The sequence below is a fragment of the Agromyces sp. NDB4Y10 genome (assembly GCF_001620055.1).
Classification (GTDB): Bacteria; Actinomycetota; Actinomycetes; order Actinomycetales; family Microbacteriaceae; genus Agromyces; species Agromyces indicus.
In genome coordinates this window covers 18,776-40,382 of sequence record NZ_LQGY01000040.1, presented here as the reverse complement: position 1 = coordinate 40,382, position 21,607 = coordinate 18,776, and the positions used below count along the sequence as shown (strand labels likewise).

The following is a 21,607-nucleotide window of genomic DNA, read 5'->3' as shown; positions in this document are numbered from 1 at the left end:
CGGGTGTTCGGACAATTCGCCTGGGTGAGCGGCGGCCGGGTGGTTGCTGCCCTCCTCCAAGCCGTGTCGCTGATCCTGCTGGCGCGTCTCGTGAGTCCATTTGAATTCGGGATCTTCTCCGTTGCCCTCGGCGTCTTGATGGTGGCGCAGGCTGCCGCTGACCTGGGCATTTCCACATTCGCGATCCGGGAGCGCAGCGCTCACCCGAGCAGTGGACTCGTGGCAGCAGCGCTCCGCCTGAACAACCGGCTTTCTGCTGGACTAGCAGGCGCATCGGCGCTTGCGCTTGCCTTGCTCGCCCTCATCGAGGCCGAGTATCTCCTCATCCTCCCGTTGGCTGTCTGGGCTGCCGCCGAGCGAAACGCCGACGCATGGATGGGGATCGCGGTTGCCGATCGTCGTGCAGACGTTTCCTCCCTTGCTCTCGTCGTGCGCCGGGTGGCAACCGTCTTGTTGTTCGTCGGGCTCAGTATCGCTGGGACTGAACCGCTGTTGGGATACAGCGTGGCACTCGCCGTGGCGGCGGTTCTCTCATCCGCCTTCGCACGCCGCTGGGTGCATGCTCGTCTCACTGAGCCTGACGCGCGGATTCCAGCATCGGAGGTACTGCGGAGTACTTGGCCGTATTGGCTGAACACATTGGGCACCCAGGTCCGGAACATCGACGTCGTGATCGTCTCCGCAGTCGCCGGGGGCGCGCAGGCTGGCTTCTATGCCGTTGCGAGCAGGCTGACGGTCCCGCTTCGATTGATCCCCACCTCGCTCGCCTCCGCGATTCTCCCGGAGGCGTCGACCAGGTCCGGCCGGAACGTCGTTCCTTTGCTGTCGGCTGCAGGTGGTCTGGTGGCCGCCATGTCGATCCTGTACGTCGGAGTTGCACTGGCAGTACCGTGGGCCGTCCCCCTCCTGCTCGGGAATCAGTACGTCCCCTCTGTTCCTGTGATCCAGGTCGTCGTTGTGGGACTAGTCTTCGCGGCCCTCGCGTCGGTGGCGGCGGCAATCCTTCAGGGGATCGGGCAGACCCGGTATGTCGCCGGCGCTGCGGTGACGATGAGTCTTGCATGCATCGTCCTCGTCGCAGTCGGGTCGGTCGCAGGGGGCGCCCTTGGCGCGGCATGGGGCCTGATTCTCTCCTTTGCGATTCAGGCAATCGCGTTGACGATCCGTCTCGCCGTCCACGTGGTCAGGAGCGCCCGCTATGAGCATTAAGCGAAGACTGACCGTGTCTGCGCGAACGGTCTATTGCAGCATCGCGGCCCAGGCGGACAACTTGGGCGACATCGAGATTCGACGGGCGCTACTCACCCGACTCACGGACGCGGGTTTTCGACTCGTCGTATTCACGGGAACCATGCCGGCGTCGTATGTGGAGGCCTATCGCCTTCCGACAACCACTCGACTGACATCCAATTCGCTAGAGTTCCAAGCTCGATTCCTGCGGGACGCACTCCTCGGACGCGCGTCTCTCGTATTCTCGCCCGGGCCCTACATCGCTACGGGCGGTGCGGGCGCGATGGCGAAGGCACTGGTCAATCACGCGAACGTACGGGTTGCTCGGGCGACGGGCGGAAAGGTCGTTGCCGCCGGCCGCGCATATCGCGTCGACTCGAAGAGCGTCGGCCGACTTGAGCGCTCCAGCCTCAGGCGGTTCGACCTAGTGGCCGTGCGGGATGACGTGTCGTCTGCGGAGATCGGTTTGCCGCTCCGGCGGGAGCCCGACCTCGCGATGCTCCACCCCTTCGAGAGACCCGTAGAAGACGCTGGCCGGTATCTGGCTGTCTCGCTCCGTTCGGACCGTCCTGTGAGCTTGGCCCTGCTTGAAGAGCTCCGTGACTCGGCGTCCGAACAGAACCTCCAGATGGTATTCGTCACTCAGGTGAAGCGCGATGCGGAAGGTCATCGTGCTCTCGCAACGGCGCTAGGAGTCGGGCTCGTGGATTGGCTGGACGAGCCGCACGCGCATCAGGAGTCGCGGGTGCTCGAGGTCTATAGGGAAAGCGCCGTTGTGGTGAGTAACCGGCTGCACTCCATCCTGCTTGCTTCACGATCAGGCGCCGTGCCGATCACGTTCGCCGGGGATGGAACGCACAAGATCGCCTCGACGCTGGGAACCGAGTTCCCCCTCCGACTCATCCACGTGAACACGGATGGCGTACTGGCAAAAGGCATCGATGGGTCGACGCTCCTTCGTCGAGAGGACCGGGACATCGACGCCCTCGAGCGCGCCTTCACCGAAGCTCGTGCCCGGCTCAATCGACTCGGCGACGATCTCGAGGGGTGCCTCCGTGGATAACCGGGATGTCGTGTCGATATCAGGGCGCGCCTTGACAGCCAGCGCGGCGAGCCCAGGGATCAGGCGAGTCAGCGATACGTCGTCGAGGGGATGGGATGATGAGCGAGCAGAGTCAGCTGGCTGAGTGCGCCGTCATTGTGGCGGTGCTCCCGGAGTATCGGGAGCACTTCCTGCACGGCGTGCGGCGTCGGATAGGGGAACCCGGCGTAGATTTCTTCGCTGGTTCCGAGCACCTCGTGACGACGGTCACGAGCGGATCGAGCAGCGAACTGGGAATCGGGCTCCTACGGAACCGCGCGATCGCCGGGAGACGTCTGCTATGGCAGCACGGCGCGCTCGCTGCGGCTCGCGGTCGCCGAACCGTCGTCACGGATCTGAATCCGAGATCACTCAGCGCCTGGGCACTTCTCGTACTTGGCCGCATTCGGGGTCAGCGTGTCCTCGTCTGGGGGCACATTCTTCCCCGAAAAGGCGCGGCTGCTCGCACAGTTCCGCTGCGTCGTTTCATGCGCCGCCTTGCCGCAGGCGTCATCTCGTACACGTGGCGGGACAGCGCCATTGTGCGCAAGGAGGATCCCGACGTGCCCGTCTGGGTAGCGGCCAACGGTATCTATCCGTCGGATTGGCTGGGCTCTGAAGGCGACGAGTCGGCGCGAGATCGGCTTCTCTATGTCGGCCGACTTGTTCGCGAGAAGAAGCCCGAGTTGCTTCTCATCGCCTATTCACAGTTCTTGTCGGAGTGGGAGGGGCAGGGACAGCCGCCTCGGCTCACCATCGTCGGCGACGGCCCGGAGCGCCCGTATCTGGAGCGACGCGCGCGCGACCTGCGCATCGACTCGCGTGTGGACTTCCTTGGCCACGTCGGGGACTATGACGCTCTGCGAGGGCTCTACTCCAGAACCGTCGCTTCCGTCTCGCCTGGTTACGCCGGCTTGAGCCTCACTCAGTCATTGGGGTTCGGTGTTCCGATGATCGTTGCCGACGACGAACCGCATGCGCCCGAAATCGAGCTCCTCTCCGAAGTGACCGGAGTCACTTTCCATGCCGACTCGCCTTCTGCGCTGGCGGCCGCCATCGACTCCGTCAATAGCCAGCGCGAGTCGTGGGCGAAGCGTCGAAATCAGTTGGTGGAGACGGTTCGGAGAAGTTACTCCGCGGATGCCATGGCGGACGGCTTCACGGCGGCGATCCAGTCATCCCGGTCCGCGGTGCAGGGGGCAGCTCATGTCTGATCGAGGGAGATTCCAAGGTCTGCCGGGTCGAGCTGCGCTGCGAGCACTGTGGCAGCGTTGGCAGCGCCTGTCGTCAGTGCACGGAAACGTCGTGCTGGAGGATGGCGTTCACGTGGGGCGCGGCGCGATGGTGCGCTCGCTCCATCGCTTGCGCGTCGGCGCCGGAACCCATATCGGACGAAACTGCACGATCGAAGTCAGCGGGGAGATCGGCCGACATGTGCTCATGGCGGCCTCGGTTGCGATCGTCGGCCGCGATGACCATGCGATCGACGAGGTGGGGGTCCCGATCACCAAATCGACCTGGATCGGCGAACGCCCGTCGACATTGCGCGATGAGGTGACGATCGGTGACGACGTCTGGATCGGCTATGGAGCAATCGTTCTCTCCGGTGTTCGGATCGGAGACGGCGCCATCATCGCCGCGGGTTCCGTAGTGACACGAGACGTGCCGGACTTCGCGATTGTCGCGGGGAATCCGGCGCGCCGCGTGGGAGACCGATTGACCGACCATGACGCTGTCCGACACATTGCGAAGATCCGAGAGGCTGCGGTATGACGCGAGAAGTGGGCTTACTGACCAGCGAAACCCCATGGCAACCGGTGCGCCAGTCGGGCCCTCGGGTCCTCGTGCTCGGCTTGAACTATGCTCCGGAGCCCACGGGCATCGCCCCCTACACCGCGGGGCTGTGCCGAGGGCTCGTGCGCCGGGGGTTCAGGGTTCGAGGGATCGTTGCGGTACCGCACTACCCGGCATGGCGCGTCGCTGACGGGTACGGTCGGTGGGCCGTCGATGAGGTTGATGCCGGCGTGGGCCTGCGTAGAGTGCGGCACTACATTCCGAGCTCGCCGAAGCCACTTCGACGACTCCTGTCGGAGGTGACGTTCGGCGCCCGTCTGTTGAGTAGCAGATGGCGGCGCTTCGACGTGCTGGTTCTCGTCTCGCCTGCACTGTTCTCATCGGCGATCGCGATGCTGCGCGCGACCCTTCGACGTCGCCCGGTGGTCGTGTGGGTTCAGGACTTCTACTCACTCGGCTTGGCCGAAACCGGGCAAGGCGGCTCCCTGGTGGAAAAGGTCGTCCGACGCATCGAGTCTTGGCTCCTTCGCCGCGCGGACCGGGTGGTCGTCATCCATGAGCGATTCCGTGCGCAGGCGATCGAATCCTTGGGAGTAGAACCGGAACGTGCGCATGTCGTCCGGAACTGGACGCATGTGCCCCCCGCCAACGGCGACACTCGGGCGAGCACCCGTCGCAGATTCGGGTGGAGTGACGACGAGTTCGTCGTCGTTCATGCAGGCAATATCGGCGTGAAGCAGGCCCTCGGAAACGTGGTGGAAGCAGCGAGGCTCGCCGACGCCAGGGAGCCCCGGTTGCGATTCGTAGTTCTCGGCGACGGCAGCGAGGCGGAGGCGATCAAGGCACAAGCCAACGGAGTTGGACGTATCCAGTTCATTTCGCCGTTGCCGACCGAGGAGTTCGGAGCAGTCCTCCGTGCCGCTGATGCTCTCCTAGTGAATGAGAAGCCGGGCGTTCGCGAGATGGCGGTCCCGAGCAAGCTGACGAGTTACTTCAGCACAGGAGTACCGGTGATTGCGGCAACCGACAGCGAGAGCATCACCGCCTTCGAGATCGCGGCGTCAGGGGCGGGAATCCAAGTGCCAGCAGGCGACCCCGCCAGCCTGATCGAGGGTTCGCGTCGGCTACGGGATCGACCGGATCTGTGCGCGCAACTGGGGAAGAACGGGTTGGCCTATCAAGAGTCGGTCCTCACCGAGTCGACGGCGATCGAGGGATTCGCCTCGCTGATCGAGCGCCTGGCCGACCCGGACGGGCCCGGACGACCGAAGAGAAGTCAAGAAACTCACCACGCCATGACCCGAGGAGAATTTTGAAGAAGGCACTGATAACCGGGATCACCGGGCAGGACGGTTCGTATCTCGCAGAGCTCCTGCTCGCCAAGGGCTACGAAGTCCACGGCCTGATCCGTCGTGCATCCACGTTCAACACATCGCGCATCGATCACCTATACGTCGATCCTCACGATCCGAGTGCGAGGCTCTTCCTTCACTACGGAGATCTGAGCGACGGGGCGCGCCTCGTTACCTTGCTCAACGAGATCAACCCGGACGAGGTGTACAACCTTGCCGCCCAGTCGCACGTGCGTGTCTCGTTCGATGAGCCGGAGCACACCGCTGATACGACGGGCACAGGAACGATTCGGCTCCTGGAGGCCGTACGCCTTGCAGGGATCCGCCCCCGCTTCTATCAAGCATCTTCAAGCGAGCTCTTCGGGGCGACGCCGCCGCCTCAGGATGAGCAGACGCCGTTCTACCCGCGGTCGCCGTATGCGGCTGCCAAGCTCTACAGCTACTGGATCACGAAGAACTATCGCGAGGCGTACGACATGTTCGCCGTCAATGGCATCCTCTTCAATCACGAGTCTCCCCGCCGCGGCGAGACATTTGTTACTCGGAAAATCACCCGGGCCGTCGCCGCGATCGCGGCAGGGCGCCAGGAATTCGTCTATATGGGCAACCTCGAGGCGATCCGGGACTGGGGGTACGCGGCTGAGTACGTCGAGGGGATGTGGCGAATGCTGCAAGTCGACGAACCGGAGGACTTCGTTCTGGCAACCGGGGTCGGGTACACCGTTCAAGACTTCCTCGAGACCTCGTTCGGCCATGTTGGACTCAAGTGGAGGGACCACGTCCGGTTCGACGAAAGATACCTTCGTCCGACTGAAGTCGACGCCCTGATCGGCGACGCGACGAAGGCAAGGGAGAAGCTCGGCTGGGTGCCCACCATCGATGGTCTCCAACTCGCAAAGCTCATGGTTGAAGCCGACGTCGAGGCGCTCGATCACGCGGGCCGCCCGTGGATCGACACAGTGAAGCTTTCATCATGGAAGAGTGCAGCATGAGTGGGGACTCGTACACCCCGCAGCCGCTTGACCGCGATGCGAGGTTCTACGTTGCAGGACACCGTGGTCTCGTCGGCTCCGCCGTCGCGAGGAAGCTCCGGTCCGAAGGATTCACCGACGTGGTCGGGCGGACCTCGTCCGAACTCGATCTGACCGACCGTGGTGCCGTGTTCGCGTTCTTTCGTGAGACTCGACCCAGATACGCGGTCCTTGCGGCAGCGAAGGTGGGCGGAATCCTCGCCAACAGCACCTACCCGCATGACTTCCTGAGCATCAATCTCCAGATCCAGCTCAATGTCATGGACGCCGCACTCGAGGTCGGCGTGGAGCGGCTCCTCTTCTTGGGCTCCTCCTGCATCTATCCGAAGTTCGCCCCGCAGCCGATTACCGAGGACAGTCTGCTCACGGGGCACCTGGAGCCGACAAACGACGCATACGCCATCGCGAAGATCGCGGGCATCCTTCAAGTGCAGTCGATCCGCCGTCAGCACGGCTTGCCGTGGATCTCTGCGATGCCGACCAATCTCTACGGCCCCGGCGACAACTTCTCACCCACCGGGTCGCACGTGCTTCCGGCTCTGATCCGGCGATACGACGAGGCGGCGGCTTCGGGGGCTGACACCGTTACGAATTGGGGCACTGGAACCCCGCGCCGCGAGTTCCTCCACGTCGATGACATGGCCGACGCGTGCCTTCATCTACTGGAGCATTACGACGGTGCGCAGCATGTCAACGTGGGGACTGGTCAGGATGTCACCATCCGCGAGATCGCTGAGACTGTCGCCGCGGTGATCGGCTTCGAGGGTCTGACTGAGTGGGATACGAGCAAACCCGACGGCACCCCCCAGAAACTGCTCGATGTCACCAAGCTGACCGACTCCGGGTGGACGGCTGGGATCAGTCTCGAAGACGGGCTTCGTTCAACGGTCGACTGGTATCGAGAGCACGCGGGCGCACTGCGCGGGTAGGGGCAACAAGCAGTGAGCGATCTCGAGAAACTCATGCGGAGCGCACCGGCTGCACCGGCTCGCCGGCGACGGCCCAAGCGATCACGCCCGCGCCGGGCCAAGTTCATCGTGCTCGGCGTCTTCCTCGTCGCGCTCGCGGCGGTGGTGGCATGCGTGTGGGTCGTCGTTCGCGGGCTCCAGGCGTCGGGCGAGCTGGTGCGCGCTGTCCCGCTGGCGGAGTCGGCGAAGGCCGCGCTGGTCGCACAGGACTTCGAGACCGCGCAGCGCGACGCGGAGGCACTCGCGGAGCACGCGGCATCCGCTGCCGAGTTGACGAGCGACCCGGTCTGGCGGGTCGCCGAGTTCGTTCCGTCTCTGGGCGCGAACCTGACGGTGATGCGTGAAGCTGCGGCATCCGTCGACCGTGTGGCGTCGGGTGCGGTCGTGCCACTGGCCGAGCAGGCTGCGGGGCTCGACCCGTCGATGTTCTCCCCGGCCGGCGGACGCATCGAGCTGCAGCCGCTCATCGACGTACAGCCGGTCGTCGCGGGTGCGGCGGAGGAGGTGGCCGCCGCTCGTGAGGCGATGACGCAGCCCGGCGTCGCCGACGCCGACGTGATCGGCCCGCTGGCCGACGCGCGGGCCGAGCTCACGGGGCTGCTCACCGAGACGGACCAGTCGCTCGACGCCCTGTCGCGTGCGCTAACCCTGGGGCCGGCGCTCCTCGGCGCAGAGGGCCAGCGCGACATCCTGCTGCTGTTCCAGAACAACGCCGAGCTGCGCTCGCTGGGTGGCATCCCCGGCGCGCTCGCCGTCGTCCGCACCGAGGGCGGCGGCTTCGACCTCGTCGCGCAGCGCTCCTCGCAGGACTTCCCGCGCTACGATCCGCCCGTCGTCGAACTGCCGACCGACACCCGTGCCCTCTGGGGCGACAACACCGCCCGGTACATCCAGAACGTGACGTTCACCCCCGACTTCCCCATGGCGGCGACCATCGCCTCCGAGATGTGGAAGCGCGAGACCGGGCAGACGCCGTCGGCCGTGGTCGCACTCGACCCCGTGACGCTGAGCTACCTGCTGCGCGCGACCGGACCGATCACGCTGCCGACCGGCGACGTGCTCGACGCCGACAACGCGGTGCGCCTCCTGCTCTCCGACGTGTACGCGCGGTACCCCGACCCCGCGGAACAGGACCTGTTCTTCGCCGCCGCCACCGTCTCGGTGATGGATGCCGTCAAGCAGGGCGCCGATCCCGGGGCGCTCATCACCGCGCTCGCCCGGGCCGGGTCCGAGCGTCGCGTGCTCATCTGGTCGGCGGTGCCCGACGAGCAGGCGGTGCTCGAGCAGACCACGCTCGCCGGGCTGCGCCCGACGTCGACCGACGACCGGATGACGCTCGGCGTCTACCTCAACGACATGACCGGCTCGAAGATGGACGCGCACCTCGACGTGCAGCTCGCCGCGGGGAGCGTCACCTGTCGGCAGGACGGCCGTCGCAACGCCGCCGTGGAGGTCACGCTGACCAACACGGCCCCGCCGGATGCGGCCACCGCGCTTCCCGCGTACGTGACGGGAGGCGGTGCGTTCGGTGTCGCACCAGGCAACATCCGCACGTCGGTGCACGTCTACGGTCCGCCGGGATCGTACAACTTGGGCGTCTCCTCAAGCGGAGAGCGTATTCCGTATCATCCCACCGTCGATTCGGGGTACACGCTGAGTGGCGTCGATGTCGAACTTTCCCCGGGGGAGAGCCGAACCTTCAGGTTCGGCTTCCTCGCCGAGGTCCCCGGAAAGGGGGACACCGTTATCGAATCGACACCTACGATTCACGTCATCGAAACGGGGGAACTAGCGCTTTCCTGTGAGGACGCCCTATGGTGAGTAGGTGCCGTCATCGGGGAGGGAGGCGGCACGTTCGTTTGCCGCTGGTAAACAGGCAAATCGCCGAATCGCAAATCAGAGGGGGACCCTACACATGATTCGCAAGGCCATCGCCACCGCGGCCCTCGCGGTGCTCGCCGCCATCGCCGTGCCCGCTGCCGCTCAGGCAGGCGAGGCCGGCTACACCGGTCAGGGGCCGTCCGTGACGGCCGCTCCGGGTGAGGCCGTGAGCCTCACGTTCACCGGTCTGCCGGCCAACACGCCGTCGACCGCCACGGCGCCCGACGCCGTCACGCTCGCCGTCCTCAAGGCCGCCACGGCCTCGAAGCCGACCGACGCGTCGGGTTCGGTGACCTACCAGGCCTCGGCCACGCAGCCGGGCACCTACACCATCACGGTCACCGCCGGGCAGTCCGTCGCCACCGCGACGCTGACGATCGCCCCGGCCGACACCGCCGGCGGCGGCTCCGGTTCGGGCGACGACCTCGCCAGCACCGGATTCGACCTGCCGGTGCTCGCGCTCTGGATCGGCGGTGGCGCGCTCGCCCTGGGCGCTGCGCTGATCGCCGTGATGACCACGGTTCGCCGCGGTCGTTCGAACGCCTGATCACGGGCACCGCGAACCGCGTGTGACCCGACGAAGGGCCCGCATCCGAGAGGATGCGGGCCCTTCGAAGGTCTGCGCGCGCATGACCGGTCGATCCGGCGTGCAGTCAAGACGATCCGCAGCGGACGACCCGCTGCACCACCCGGGGGAATCACCGAACACATGAGCGTCATCACCAAGGCCGTCATCCCGGCCGCCGGCCTCGGCACCCGTTTCCTGCCCGCCACCAAGGCGATGCCCAAGGAGATGCTGCCCGTCGTCGACAAGCCGGCCATCCAGTACGTGGTCGAGGAGGCCGTCGAGGCGGGACTCGACGACGTCCTCGTCATCATCGGCCGCAACAAGAACGCGCTCGCCAACCACTTCGACCGCGTCACCGAACTCGAGCACACCCTCGAGCAGAAGGGCGACGCCGCCAAGCTCGAGCGCGTCATGCACTCGTCCAGCCTCGCCGACATCCACTTCGTGCGGCAGGGCGACCCCAAGGGACTCGGCCATGCCGTGCTCCGCGCCCGCAAGCACATCGGCGACGAACCGTTCGCCGTGCTCCTCGGCGACGACCTCATCGACGCGCGCGACGACCTGCTGACCCCGATGCTCGACGAGTGCGTCGGCCACGGCCTCACCGTCATCGCCCTCATGCAGGTCGACCCCTCGCAGATCCACCTCTACGGCTGCGCCGCCGTCGAGCCCACCGGCACCCCCGACGTCGTGAAGGTGACCCAGCTCGTCGAGAAGCCCGCGGCGGCCGACGCCCCCTCGAACCTCGCCATCATCGGGCGCTACGTGCTGCAGCCCGAGATCTTCGACATCCTCGAGGAGACGCCGCCCGGCAAGGGCGGCGAGATCCAGCTCACCGACGCGCTGCAGGTGCTCGCCCAGGAGGGCAAGGTGCTCGGCGTCGTGTTCCGCGGCCGCCGCTACGACACCGGCGACCGGCTCGACTACATCAAGTCCACCATCCAGCTGGCGCTCGACCGCGACGATCTCGGCGCGGAGCTGCGGCCGTGGATCAAGCAGCTCGCCGCGGGGATCGACGCGTGACCGTCGCCGTGCTCCGGAACCAGCTCGACCCCAACCCGGAAGGACGCGTCGCATGAGGATCTCCGTCATCGGATGCGGCTACCTCGGGGCCGTGCACGCCTCCGCGATGGCCGAACTCGGCCACGACGTCGTCGGCATCGACGTCGACGAGCGCAAGATCGCCGACCTGTCCGCGGCACGGCCCCCGTTCTTCGAACCGGGCCTGCCCGAGATCCTCCGGTCCGCGACCGACAGCGGCCGCCTGCGGTTCAGCACCGACATCGCGGATGCCGCGGACGCCGAGGTGCACTTCATCGCCGTCGGCACGCCGCAGGCGCACGGTCGCGACGCCGCCGACCTCACGTTCGTCGACGCGGCGTTCGAGGCGCTCATCCCGCACCTCCGGGAGGGCTCGCTCGTCGTCGGCAAGTCCACCGTGCCGGTCGGCACCGCGGCCCGTCTCGCCGATCGCCTCGTCGAGGCGGCCCCGCACGCGAGCCTCGCCTGGAACCCCGAGTTCCTCCGCGAGGGCTACGCCGTGAAGGACACCATCGAGCCCGACCGGCTCGTGTACGGCGTGGCCGACGAGCGCGCGGCATCCGTGCTCGACGACGTCTACCGCACGGCCATCACCGCCGGCACGCCCCGCGTGGTCACCGACTACGCCACGTCCGAGCTCGTGAAGGTCGCCGCCAACGCGTTCCTCGCCACGAAGATCAGCTTCATCAACGCCATGGCCGAGATCGCCGAGGTCACCGGCGCGGATGTCACGCAGCTGGCCGACGCGCTCGGCCACGACGCCCGCATCGGCCGACGGTTCCTCAACGCCGGCGTCGGCTTCGGCGGCGGATGCCTCCCCAAGGACATCCGCGCGTTCACCGCACGCGCCGAAGAGCTCGGCCTCGCCGAATCCGTCGCATTCCTCCGCGAGGTCGACGCGATCAACCTGCGGCGTCGTCAGCGGGTCGTCGACCTCGCCCACGAGCTGCTCGGCGGCACCGTCAACCAGCGGCGCATCGCCGTGCTCGGCGTCACGTTCAAGCCCGAGTCCGACGACGTGCGCGACTCACCGGCGCTCGACGTGGCCGTGCAGCTCAAGGGCCTCGGTGCGCACGTCGTGGCGACCGACCCCGAGGGCATCGAGAACGCCCGGCTGCGGCATCCGCAGCTCGACTACGTCGACGACACCACCGAGGCGCTGCGCGGCGCCGAGCTCGTCGTGCTCGTCACCGAATGGCGCGAGTACCGCAACCTCGACCCGGCGGCCACCGCCGAGCTCGTCGACGCCCCGGTGCTCATCGACGGGCGCAACGTGCTCGACGCGGCAGCCTGGCGAGCGGCCGGATGGCGCTACCACGGGCTCGGGCGCCCCTGACCGGGCTGCTCCGGCACCGGCCGGTCGGGGCTCGCCCCGAACCGGCCGGTCCGCGCGCCGGCCGCCCGCAGCGCCAGCACCACGTACCCCAGTGCCGCGCCCACGGCGGCGCCGAGCGTATTCGCAACCACGTCCCACGGCGTCGGGAAGCGTTCGGGAAGCAGCATCCACTGCGCGGCCTCGATCACCACGCTCGTCGCCACGCCGCCCGCCACCGCCAGCCACCAGCGGCGACGCCCCACGACCATCACCCCGAGCACGCCGAGCGGCACGAACAGCGCCACGTTCGCCGAGAACTCGACCCAGTCGTACGAGAACCACGGCGCACCCGCCGCCTGCACCGAGCGCACGAACCAGCCGATGAACGGACTCGCACCTCGATCGACCGGGGTCGGAAACCCGCCGATCACCGCGAGGGCCACGAGGTGCATCGCGAGCAGGATCGAGGCGGGCCTGCGCAGACTCGCCTCGGACGTCATCGGCTCAGCCTAGGCGGCATCCGTTTCGGGAGGATGACGCCGCCGTCAGCGGGCGTCGAGCCGTTCGACGCGCTCGGCCCGCGGGCGCCGCACCCCGCGGAAGACGACGTAGTGGTACAGCAGGAACCGCACCACGACCACCACGACGATGCTGCCGAGGTTCACGAGGTTGACGGCGAACGGGCCCGCCTCGCGGCCGAGCAGCTCGGAGGCGACGATCACACCGCCCCACACGATGAGCGCGCCGAGCGCCGTGCACACCGCGTTCACCACCACGAACAGGACGATCTCGACCGTGCGGGTGTGGCCGCCGCGGTCGCGGAAGGTCCACTCGCGGTTGCCGAGGTACGCGTTCACGAGGGCGACCAGCGACGCGACGACCTTCGACGTCACCACGTCGACCCCAGCCACCAGGTACAGCAGGTTGAACACGACGATCTCGATGAGGGTGCTCACCGCGCCGACCGTCAGGAAGCGTGCGCCGAGACCGGCGAGACGACGCCATCGAGCATGCTGGGACACCTCGACTACGCTACTCCACGAGCCTGCGCCCCTTCCGCGCAGCCCAGCCGCAGGGGAGGCCGCGTGGACCTGGACCATCTCGCCGTCGTGATGCCCGCCTACAACGAGGCGGAGGGTCTGCCGGAGTTCCTGCGTGAACTCCATGCGGCCCTGTCACCGTTGGCGGGCCGACTCGACCTCGTCGTGGTCGACGACCGGTCGACGGATGCCACGGTGCCGGTGCTGCGCGAACTCGCCGCCGACCTCCCGGGCCTCACCGTGATCGAGGCCGAGGCGAACCGCGGACACGGTCCCACCGCCCTCGCCGCCTACCGCGCCGGACTCGCGCTCCACCCCGACCTGATCGTGCACGTCGACGGCGACGGGCAGTTCCACGGGATCGACCTGGCCCGCGCCGTGCGCGCCGCGGTCGCCACGCGCGCCGACGTCGTCCACGGCGTCCGCCGCGGCCGCGAGGACCCGTGGTTCCGCCGCGTGCTCACCGGCATCGTCGGCGTGGTCGTCGGCTTCGCCGCCGGCCGCCGCGTGCCCGACGTGAACACGCCCCTCCGCGTCTACCGCCCGGGGCCGCTCGCCGAGCTGCTCGAGCTCGTGCCCGACGATGCGCTCGTGCCGCACGTGCACTTCTCGCTCGCCGAGGCTCGCCGCGGGTTCCGGGTGCGCTACCTCGAGGTCGCGAGCCTGCCGCGCCGCGGCTCCAACCCGACGGGGACGATGTGGGGCGTCGACCGGCCGCCGCTGCTGCCGCCGAAGCGGCTGCGCCGGTTCGCCCGCGACGCCGCCGCCGAGCTGTGGCGGGTCTCCCTGCGTCCCCGGGCGGCCGGATGACGGCGGCGCCCGCCGGGACCGACGTCGGCCGCGGCGGCCGCGGCGGGCGCGTCGCCGGCGGACGCCGCCTCGCCGTCGACATCGCCTTCTGGCTCGCCGTGGGCCTCCTCGCCGCGGCGAACGTCGTCGTGCTCGCGAACGGCATCGGGACCGTACGGCTCTGGGAGGACGAGGCCTTCAACCTCACCGTGCCCATCAACCTCGTGCAGGGACTCGGGTACACCAGCGACGGCACCCTCTCGGGCAGCGAACTCGCCCCGTTCGACGTGCGCATCTCCACCGGGCCCGTCATGCTCCTGCCCATCGCCGGGCTCGTCGCGCTCGGTGTCGACCCGGTCCTCGCGGGCCGCGCCGTCGCCACCCTCGGCTACGCCGGGCTCCTCGCCGTGCTCGCGCTCGTCGGGCACCGCCTCGGCGGTCGCTGGGCGGCGCTCGTCGCGGTCGCCGTGCCGCTCGCGTTCGAGACCGGGGCGATGCCCTCGCCCATCCAGACACCTGCCGACATCCTCGGCGAGGTCACCGCGGCCGCGTTCCTCGCCGCCGCCCTGCTGTTCGTGCACCGCCGCCCCTGGTTGGCCGGGCTCCTCCTGGGCCTCGCGATCCAGGTGAAGTTCATCGCCCTGCTCGCCGCGCCCGCGTTCGCGCTCGCCGTGCTGCTCGACGCGCCCGGGCCGTGGGGGGCGCGCCTGCGCCGCACCATTCCGCGGGTGCTCGCCGCCGCCGGCGCGGCCGTCGTCCCCACCGTGCTGTTCGAGCTCGGCAAGCTGGTCGCGCTCGGCCCGGCCGCGTACTGGCAACTGCTGCGCGAGTTCAGCTGGTTCCTCCGATCCGGCGGCCAGCAGGGGTACGCCACGTCGCCGCTCGACAAGCTCGCGACCCTCGCCGGCTCCTGGAACCTGCCCGCCCTGCTCGTCGCCTTCCTGGGCGTCGTCGCGGTCGTCGCCGGCGCCGTGGTCATCGTGCGCGCCCGCAGGCGGATGCCGCAGCCCGCCGCCGAGTACACCACGATCGTGCTCGCCGCGGGGCTCGCGCTCGCGACGTTCCTCGCCTGGTGGCTCGTCTCCCGGCACACCCCCGCCTGGGTGCGGCATCCGGCCCCCGCGGTCCTGGCGTTCCTCCCGGTGCTCGCGGCCGCCGTCGTGCCCGCGGTCCGGGTGCTGCTCGGCACGCGCGACCGTTCGGCCCCCGACGAGGCCGCCCCACGGCGGGTCCGCCCCGCGCGGATCGCCGCCGCCGCGGCATCCGTCATCGCCGTCGTGGTGCTCGCGTGGTCGATCGGCGGCCGCGTCGCCGGCGTCGGCACGCAGTCGCGACCGACAGGGGAGACCCTCGCCGACCAGCGCGCCGCCGCGAGTAACATCGCCGAACTCGGCTACGACCGCGTCGCGACCGTGTGGGGTCCGGCCGTGAGCGTCGGCGTGCTCGCCGGCGCCCGAGTGGGGCTCACCGACGCCGTCGACGTCACCGCCGACCTGCCCCGCATCTGGTTCGGCGAGCCGCCGCCCCGGTGCGACATCCGGCTGCAGAGCGGCCTCTACACCGTCTGCCTCCCCGAATGAGCCGGCCCACTCCGCCCACGACGCCGCCGCCCGGGCCCCCCGCCCGCGGAGGCACCCGCACGGCGGGACGCGCCGGTCTGCCCGACCGGGTCGATGGTGTCGACGCGGCCCGCGGCATCGCCCTCATCGGCATGTTCGTCGCGCACCTCGCCCCCGCGGACGTCCCCGTCGACGCCGCGGAACTCATCGCGCTCGCCGACGAGCGCCCCCGACTGCTGTTCGCGCTCACCGCCGGCATCGGCCTCGGCCTGCTCACCGGCGCCACCCGGCCGGTCGTGGAGCGCGCCGCCCGGTGGGCGCTGCGCCGGCAGATCGCCATCCGCGCGCTGCTGCTCATCGCGCTGGGACTCATCGTCGTCGCGGTGTTCGCCCCGCTCGTGTTCGTCATCCTCGACGTGTACGGCGTCGCGTTCCTCCTCATGCTGCCCCTGCTGTTCCTCCCCGGACGCGTCGCCGTCGGGCTCGGCGCCGCCCTGCTCACGATGACGCCCGCCATCGCGACGATCGCCGAACGGGACCCCGAGACCGTCGCGCTCGCCGACCAGCCGCTCGGCCTCCTCGTCGAGTGGTTCCTCGTCGGCGCGTACCCGGTCATCATCTGGGTACCCGTCATGCTGATCGGGCTCGGCCTCGCCCGGCTCGACGTCGCCGCACCCCGCGTCGTCGCCGCGTCCGCGCTCGTCGGCACGCTGGTCGCATCCGTCGCCCTGCCGCTCTCGCACGCGCTGCCCGACCCGCGGAACCCCGCGCTCGACCCGTCGACGGCCGCGTGGGCCGCTCCCGTGCGGGTCACGCTCGAGACCCTCGGCAACACCGCCGTCGGCCTCGTGATCGTCGCCGCCGCCGTCACCCTGACGACCCTCGCCCGGCCCCGGGTGCGACGCGTCGCCGGCGTGCTGCTCTCGCCGATCGTCGCCATGGGCGCCATGCCCCTCACCGTCTACACGGCGCACCTCGTCATCATCTCGCTCGGCAAGTACCGCCGACCCGACGGGCTCATCAGCGACGACTCGTGGCCGCTGCTCATCGGGCTGACGATCGGATCGATGGTGTTCGCGTGGCTGTGGCGTCGCTACGTCGGTCGCGGCCCGCTCGAACAGCTGCTGCGCTGGGCGAGCGGACGCGGACGCCGTCACCGCCGCGCGACCGCCGAAACCCCGACGGACGCCGCAGCCGCGCGCATCGACGGCACGCCCTGACACGACGAAGGCCCCCTCGCATGGAGGGGGCCTCTCGGCCGATGCTCTCGCATCGACCACCCGGTCGGGGTGACAGGATTTGAACCTGCGACCTCTTCGTCCCGAACGAAGCGCGCTACCAAGCTGCGCCACACCCCGGGGGCCCGAAGGCCTCAACAAGCATAGCCGAGAAAACGGATGCTCCTGACCACCCGACGGTGCGGACGGCTCGGGCGGCGCGGGCGGCTCGGGCGCCTCAGGCGGCGGGGACGAGTGTGAGCAGCGTGGCCTCGGGTGGGCACGCGAAGCGCACCGGCGCATAGATCGACGTGCCGAGGCCCGCCGACACGTTCAGGTACGCAGAGCGGAGCCCGTGGCGCCACACGCTGAGACCGCTCACCTGCTCGCGGGGGATGTCGCAGTTCGTGACGAGCGCGCCGACGCCGGGCACGCACACCTGGCCGCCGTGCGTGTGACCGGCGAGCAGCAGCTGGGCGCCGTGGTTCACGAACGAGTTGAGCACGCGCCGGTACGGGGCGTGGGCGACGCCGATCGTGACCGCCGGACGGCGCTCGACGCCGCCCTCCCGGTCGGGCCACTCGTCATCGGCGAACGGGTCGCCGGCGCGGAGGTCGTCGATCGCCGCCGCGACCCGGTCGAGCCGGTCGTACCCGCGATGCGGGTCGTCCACGCCGAAGAACTCCAGGTGCGTGCCACGCACCTCGAGGGCGGCCGCCGTGTTGTCGAGGTCGGTCCAGCCGAGCTCGCCGAAGAAGTCGTGCAGTTCGCCGATGTCGAGCCGCTCGGCCTTCGACGCCGGCCCGGACGGACCGCCGAAGTACGTGAACGGGTTCTTGATCACCGGACCGAAGTAGTCGTTCGACCCGTTCACGAAGACGCCCGGCACGCCCCGGAACGGTGCAAGCGCGTGCCTGACGCCCTCGATGCCGCGCCGGTGTCCCAGGTTGTCGCCCGTGTCGACGACGAGATCGGGACGCAGGTTCGCGAGCGAGCGCACCCACTCCTGCTTGTCGCGCTGCCACGGCGCCATGTGCAGGTCGGAGATGTGGAGCACTCGGATGGGCTCGGCGCCCTCCGGGAGCACCGGAACCTGCACCTGGCGGAGGGTGAACCGCCGACGCTCGACGAGCGATCCCCACGCGAACGCGGCGGCGCCCGCCGCGCCGATCGCCAGTGCGATGCGGGCGACGGGCGCCAGGGAACGACCCATCAGTCGTTGTTGCCGTTGCCGGGAAGCTCGACGTTCCCGCCGCCCTGCAGTCGACCGATCACGATCTGCACCTTGTCGCCGGGCTTCGCGTTGCCGCTCGGGTCCTGCGACAGGACGATGCCGTCCTGTGCCTGGTCGGTGACATCCTGCTGCTTGCGTTCGACGCGGAAGCCCGCACCGGACAGCGTGGCCTCGGCCTCGTCGGCGGACATGCCCACCACGTTCGGGACACCCGCCACGTTGCCGCGGCTGACCTGCAGCGAGATGATCGCGCCACGACCCGCCGTGCCCGACGGCGACTGGGCGCCGATGGTGCCGGCCGGCTGGCTCGAGTCGACCTCGCCGTCCATGCGCCAGCCGAATCCGGCGGACTCGAGCGCCTGCTGCGCCGCCTCGGGGGAGAGGCCGATCACGTCGGGAACCGACACCTGCGGGGCGTTCAGCAGCGAGCCCTTCGGCTCGGGGAAGGGGTCGCCGCCGTACTTGGCGTTCGCGTACGACATGACCCGGGGCCAGATCTGGTGGCGCAACTGCGCCGCCTGGCCGGAGTCGAAGTAGGTGTCGCGCAGGTTCACGTGACCCGTGACGTTGAAGACGCCGACGACGGTGGAGACCTTCGACGATGCGCCGCTCATCCACGTCGCCTCGGCGTTGTCGGTCGTACCGGTCTTGCCGATCATCGGGACCCACGGCTCGGTGCGGTAGGCCGAGCTCTGACCGGTGCCCTCGCTCATCACCCGCTGCATGGCGTACGCCGTGCCGGCGGCCACATCGGGCGTGAGCGCCTGGGTGCACTCCGACTTCGGCGGCTGGACCTCCTCGCCCTTCGCGTCGGTGATCTTGTCGATCGCGATGGGCGTGCAGGCGACGCCGTTGCCGGCGATGCCCGCGAAGGCCGTGGCCATCGAGAGCGGTGCGACCTCGTTCGTGCCGAGCACGGCCGACGGGAACTGCGACAGCGGCTGGTAGTCGGCACGGTGCACGCCGAGCGACTCGGCGGTCTTCGCGATGCCGCACAGGTCGAGCTCCTTGGCCATCGCCACGAAGCCGGTGTTGTACGAGTTCACGGTGTTCTGCACGGCCGACCAGTAGCCGCCGCCCTCGCCGCCGTCGTTACGGGGGTTCCAGCCGTCGCCGGACATGTTGCCCTCGCACGAGTTCGTGAACTGGCCCCAGTTGTCGCGACGGCGCGAGTCCACGGCCTCGTTGAGGGCGTGACCCTCCTTCAGCCACTCGGCGAGCGTGAACACCTTGTACGTCGATCCAGGCTGGAAGCCGCTCGAACCGCCGTAGTCGATGTCGGAGTTGTAGTTCACGGCCGTGTAGTTGCGGCCGGACTCGAGGACCGCCGGGTCGTTCGAGTAGTCCTTGTTCTGCGCCATCGCGAGGATGCGGCCCGTACCGACCTCGACGCTCACGACGGTGCCGCCGATGTCGACACCCTCGGCCACCTTCGGCACGTTGTCGTTCAGCGCGTTGATCGCCTCGTTCTGCAGACCGAGGTCGAGCGTCGTGTAGATGTCGAGGCCGCCCTTCTGCAGCATCTCGCGGCCCTCGTTGACATCCGGCGTGGACTCGTCGTCGAACTTGTTCTTGATCTCCCACGCGACGTAGTCGCAGAAGAAGGCGTGGCCCTTGGCCGACACGCAGCCGGTGCTCGGCTCGGTGATGGCCGGCGTGACCGGCTCGGCGATCGCCGCGTCGTGCTCCTCCTGCGTGATCTTCTTCTCCTTCAGCATCTCGCCGAGGATGTAGTCGCGCCGGTCCTTGTTGGCGGCGTACGGCACCGGGTTGCCCGCGGCGTCGACCGACGCGGCCCCGTTGGCCTCGCTGTTCGGGTAGTCGAGGCGGAACTTCTCGGGGTGGTTGACGATGGCGATGAGGCTCGCGGCCTGTGCGAGCGTCAGGTCGCGCGCGTTCGTGCCGAAGTAGTACTGTGCGGCGGCCTGCACGCCGTACACGCGGCCACCGAAGTGGGCGATGTTGAGGTAGCCGAGGAGGATCTCGTCCTTCGAGTACTTCTTCTCGAGGGTGATCGCGTAGCGGATCTCCTTGAGCTTGCGCTCGGCGCTGACCTCGGTCGCGGCCTCGTACGCGGCCTGCTTCTCCTCCTCGGTCGTCGCCTCGGAGACGCCGTTGTTGATGAGCACGTTCTTGACGTACTGCTGCGTGATCGACGATCCGCCCTGCGTGTCGCCGCCGATCACGGTCTTCAGCGCACCGCGCACGGTGCCCTGGATGTCGACGCCGCCGTGGTCGTAGAAGCGCGGGTCCTCACCCGCGATCGCCGCGTCCTTGAGGTACTGCGAGATGTAGTCCCACGCCACCTCCTCGCGGTTCTCGTCGAAGAAGCTCGCCATGGCCGAGGGACGGCCGTCGACCATCGCGTAGATCGTGGACTTCTCGGCGAGCTCGTCGATCTCGAGGTACCCCGGCAGGTTCTCGAACATCGTGATGCTGTTGTTGGCGGCCATGCCCGTGACGGCGAGCGCCGGGGTGACGGCGGCCGTGACCAGCACGCCCGCCAGCGCGCTCATGCCGACGAAGCCGAGGATTCCCCCGGCGGCATCGCTCATCGTTCGTTTTTGGGCAGACATAGAGTGGAGCCTAACTGAGGAAGGCTGGCAAAATCCGGCATGCCGAACGGCCGCTGCGCCGTCGGCTCGAACCTCAGAATAGCCGCTCGATCCGATACCGAGGAGACGCCATGCCCGCATGGGAGTACATCACCACCCCGTTGCTGATCCACAACACCGCTGCGATCCTCAACAACTGGGGCGCCGAGGGCTGGGAGCTCGTGCAGGTCGTGCAGGGGCCCGAGGGCGGCCTCGTGGCCTACCTCAAGCGCCCGGTCGGCGGCGAGTCGTCCTCCGCGGCATCGGCCGGCCAGGCCGCCGCCGCCCAGGCCGCCAAGCAGTTCGAGGGCGACGCCTGATGGCCGCGGCATCCGCTGAGGCCCGCCTCTCCGAGCTCGGCATCGAGCTGCCCGGCGTGGCCGCCCCCGTCGCCGCGTACGTGCCGGCCGTCGTCACGGGCTCGTACGTGTACACGTCCGGCCAGCTGCCGTTCGTCGACGGCGCGCTGCCCGCGTCGGGCAAGGTCGGCGAGGGCGAGGGGCTCGTCGCCGCGGCCGACGCGAAGGAGTACGCACGCCTCTGCGCGCTCAACGCGCTCGCGGCCGTGCGCGCCGAGCTCGGCTCGCTCGACCGCATCACCCGGGTCGTCAAGCTCGTCGGCTTCGTGGCATCCGCCCCCGACTTCACCGGGCAGCCGGGCGTCGTGAACGGTGCGTCCGAACTGCTGGGCGAGGTGTTCGGCGAGGCCGGGCGCCACGCCCGCTCGGCCGTCGGCGTCGCGGTCCTCCCGCTCGACGCGCCGGTCGAGGTGGAGCTCGTCGTCGAGTTCGCCTAGCCGCCCCGCCTCCGGCCTCCTCGTCTCCTGACGAGGGAAAGAAGGACGAAGCCCGCAATGCAGGACGACGCCGCACGGCGATCGTCCGACATTGCGGGCTTCGTCCTGTTTCTGCGC

The 21,607-nt window shown here is 69.0% G+C and carries 20 protein-coding genes and 1 tRNA gene; 16 read left to right on the top strand and 5 right to left on the bottom strand.

Going from position 1 to position 21,607, the window contains the following annotated elements; all coding sequences use genetic code 11:
• Window positions 1–3 precede the first annotated feature (3 nt).
• From AVP42_RS10620 to AVP42_RS10570, 11 genes are all read left to right on the top strand, one after another.
• Window positions 4–1,209, top strand: a complete 1,206-nt coding sequence (locus tag AVP42_RS10620) for a lipopolysaccharide biosynthesis protein (RefSeq protein ID WP_067948824.1) — start codon at window positions 4–6, stop codon at window positions 1,207–1,209.
• Between the two features lie 61 nt (window positions 1,210–1,270).
• Window positions 1,271–2,293, top strand: coding sequence for a polysaccharide pyruvyl transferase family protein (locus AVP42_RS10615; RefSeq protein WP_197467002.1), 1,023 nt, complete (start codon window positions 1,271–1,273; stop codon window positions 2,291–2,293).
• A 98-nt stretch (window positions 2,294–2,391) separates the two neighbouring features.
• Window positions 2,392–3,525, top strand: coding sequence for a glycosyltransferase family 4 protein (locus AVP42_RS16270; protein WP_197467001.1), 1,134 nt, complete (start codon window positions 2,392–2,394; stop codon window positions 3,523–3,525).
• A 76-nt stretch (window positions 3,526–3,601) separates the two neighbouring features.
• Window positions 3,602–4,084 (top strand): DapH/DapD/GlmU-related protein, encoded by a 483-nt coding sequence (locus AVP42_RS10605; protein ID WP_231878606.1) that lies wholly within the window; start codon window positions 3,602–3,604, stop codon window positions 4,082–4,084.
• Window positions 4,081–5,421 (top strand): glycosyltransferase, encoded by a 1,341-nt coding sequence (locus AVP42_RS10600; protein WP_082847170.1) that lies wholly within the window; start codon window positions 4,081–4,083, stop codon window positions 5,419–5,421. Before AVP42_RS10605 ends, AVP42_RS10600 begins: the two co-directional genes overlap by 4 nt.
• Complete coding sequence (gmd, locus tag AVP42_RS10595) at window positions 5,415–6,449, top strand: GDP-mannose 4,6-dehydratase (protein ID WP_067948972.1); 1,035 nt, start codon at window positions 5,415–5,417, stop codon at window positions 6,447–6,449. The genes AVP42_RS10600 and gmd overlap by 7 nt, the downstream gene beginning before the upstream one ends.
• Complete coding sequence (locus AVP42_RS10590) at window positions 6,431–7,417, top strand: GDP-L-fucose synthase (RefSeq protein WP_304439346.1); 987 nt, start codon at window positions 6,431–6,433, stop codon at window positions 7,415–7,417. The genes gmd and AVP42_RS10590 overlap by 19 nt, the downstream gene beginning before the upstream one ends.
• Window positions 7,418–7,429: 12 nt before the next feature.
• Window positions 7,430–9,277 (top strand): DUF4012 domain-containing protein, encoded by a 1,848-nt coding sequence (locus tag AVP42_RS10585; RefSeq protein ID WP_157356797.1) that lies wholly within the window; start codon window positions 7,430–7,432, stop codon window positions 9,275–9,277.
• A 94-nt stretch (window positions 9,278–9,371) separates the two neighbouring features.
• A complete protein-coding gene (locus AVP42_RS10580) occupies window positions 9,372–9,884 on the top strand; it encodes a hypothetical protein (protein ID WP_067948816.1) in 513 nt (170 codons plus the stop codon).
• A gap of 162 nt (window positions 9,885–10,046) precedes the next feature.
• Entirely contained in the window at window positions 10,047–10,928 is an 882-nt protein-coding gene (gene galU / locus AVP42_RS10575; protein WP_067948814.1) for a UTP--glucose-1-phosphate uridylyltransferase GalU, read from the top strand.
• Window positions 10,929–10,980: 52 nt separating this feature from the next.
• Entirely contained in the window at window positions 10,981–12,282 is a 1,302-nt protein-coding gene (locus AVP42_RS10570) for a UDP-glucose/GDP-mannose dehydrogenase family protein (protein ID WP_067948812.1), read from the top strand.
• On the opposite strand, the gene AVP42_RS10565 is transcribed toward AVP42_RS10570, so the two are convergent.
• Both AVP42_RS10565 and AVP42_RS10560 read right to left on the bottom strand, forming a co-directional pair.
• Window positions 12,258–12,761 (bottom strand): VanZ family protein, encoded by a 504-nt coding sequence (locus AVP42_RS10565; protein ID WP_067948810.1) that lies wholly within the window; start codon window positions 12,759–12,761, stop codon window positions 12,258–12,260. The genes AVP42_RS10570 and AVP42_RS10565 overlap by 25 nt on opposite strands.
• A gap of 45 nt (window positions 12,762–12,806) precedes the next feature.
• Window positions 12,807–13,283 (bottom strand): GtrA family protein, encoded by a 477-nt coding sequence (locus AVP42_RS10560; RefSeq protein ID WP_067948809.1) that lies wholly within the window; start codon window positions 13,281–13,283, stop codon window positions 12,807–12,809.
• 63 nt (window positions 13,284–13,346) lie between these two features.
• On the opposite strand from AVP42_RS10560, the gene AVP42_RS10555 reads away from it, so the two are divergent.
• The 3 genes from AVP42_RS10555 to AVP42_RS10545 are packed head-to-tail and all read left to right on the top strand — an operon-like array spanning window position 13,347 to window position 16,869.
• Window positions 13,347–14,111 (top strand): glycosyltransferase family 2 protein, encoded by a 765-nt coding sequence (locus tag AVP42_RS10555; protein ID WP_067948807.1) that lies wholly within the window; start codon window positions 13,347–13,349, stop codon window positions 14,109–14,111.
• Entirely contained in the window at window positions 14,108–15,670 is a 1,563-nt protein-coding gene (locus AVP42_RS10550) for a glycosyltransferase 87 family protein (RefSeq protein WP_067948805.1), read from the top strand. The genes AVP42_RS10555 and AVP42_RS10550 overlap by 4 nt, the downstream gene beginning before the upstream one ends.
• Window positions 15,667–16,869: a DUF418 domain-containing protein gene (locus AVP42_RS10545; protein WP_067948803.1), complete on the top strand. Its 1,203-nt coding sequence runs from the start codon at window positions 15,667–15,669 to the stop codon at window positions 16,867–16,869. The genes AVP42_RS10550 and AVP42_RS10545 overlap by 4 nt, the downstream gene beginning before the upstream one ends.
• A gap of 64 nt (window positions 16,870–16,933) precedes the next feature.
• On the opposite strand, the gene AVP42_RS10540 is transcribed toward AVP42_RS10545, so the two are convergent.
• The 3 genes from AVP42_RS10540 to AVP42_RS10530 form a co-directional block, all read right to left on the bottom strand.
• Window positions 16,934–17,007: transfer RNA gene (locus tag AVP42_RS10540), tRNA-Pro, on the bottom strand.
• A 97-nt stretch (window positions 17,008–17,104) separates the two neighbouring features.
• Window positions 17,105–18,079, bottom strand: coding sequence for a metallophosphoesterase (locus tag AVP42_RS10535; RefSeq protein ID WP_067948801.1), 975 nt, complete (start codon window positions 18,077–18,079; stop codon window positions 17,105–17,107).
• Window positions 18,079–20,655, bottom strand: coding sequence for a transglycosylase domain-containing protein (locus AVP42_RS10530; RefSeq protein ID WP_067948799.1), 2,577 nt, complete (start codon window positions 20,653–20,655; stop codon window positions 18,079–18,081). The genes AVP42_RS10535 and AVP42_RS10530 overlap by 1 nt, the downstream gene beginning before the upstream one ends.
• Before the next feature lie 131 nt (window positions 20,656–20,786).
• Between AVP42_RS10530 and AVP42_RS10525 the strand changes: the two genes are divergently transcribed.
• Together AVP42_RS10525 and AVP42_RS10520 are read left to right on the top strand one after the other, a co-directional pair.
• Entirely contained in the window at window positions 20,787–21,014 is a 228-nt protein-coding gene (locus AVP42_RS10525; RefSeq protein WP_067948797.1) for a hypothetical protein, read from the top strand.
• A complete protein-coding gene (locus tag AVP42_RS10520; RefSeq protein ID WP_067948794.1) occupies window positions 21,014–21,490 on the top strand; it encodes a RidA family protein in 477 nt (158 codons plus the stop codon). The genes AVP42_RS10525 and AVP42_RS10520 overlap by 1 nt, the downstream gene beginning before the upstream one ends.
• The last annotated feature ends 117 nt before the right edge of the window (window positions 21,491–21,607 follow it).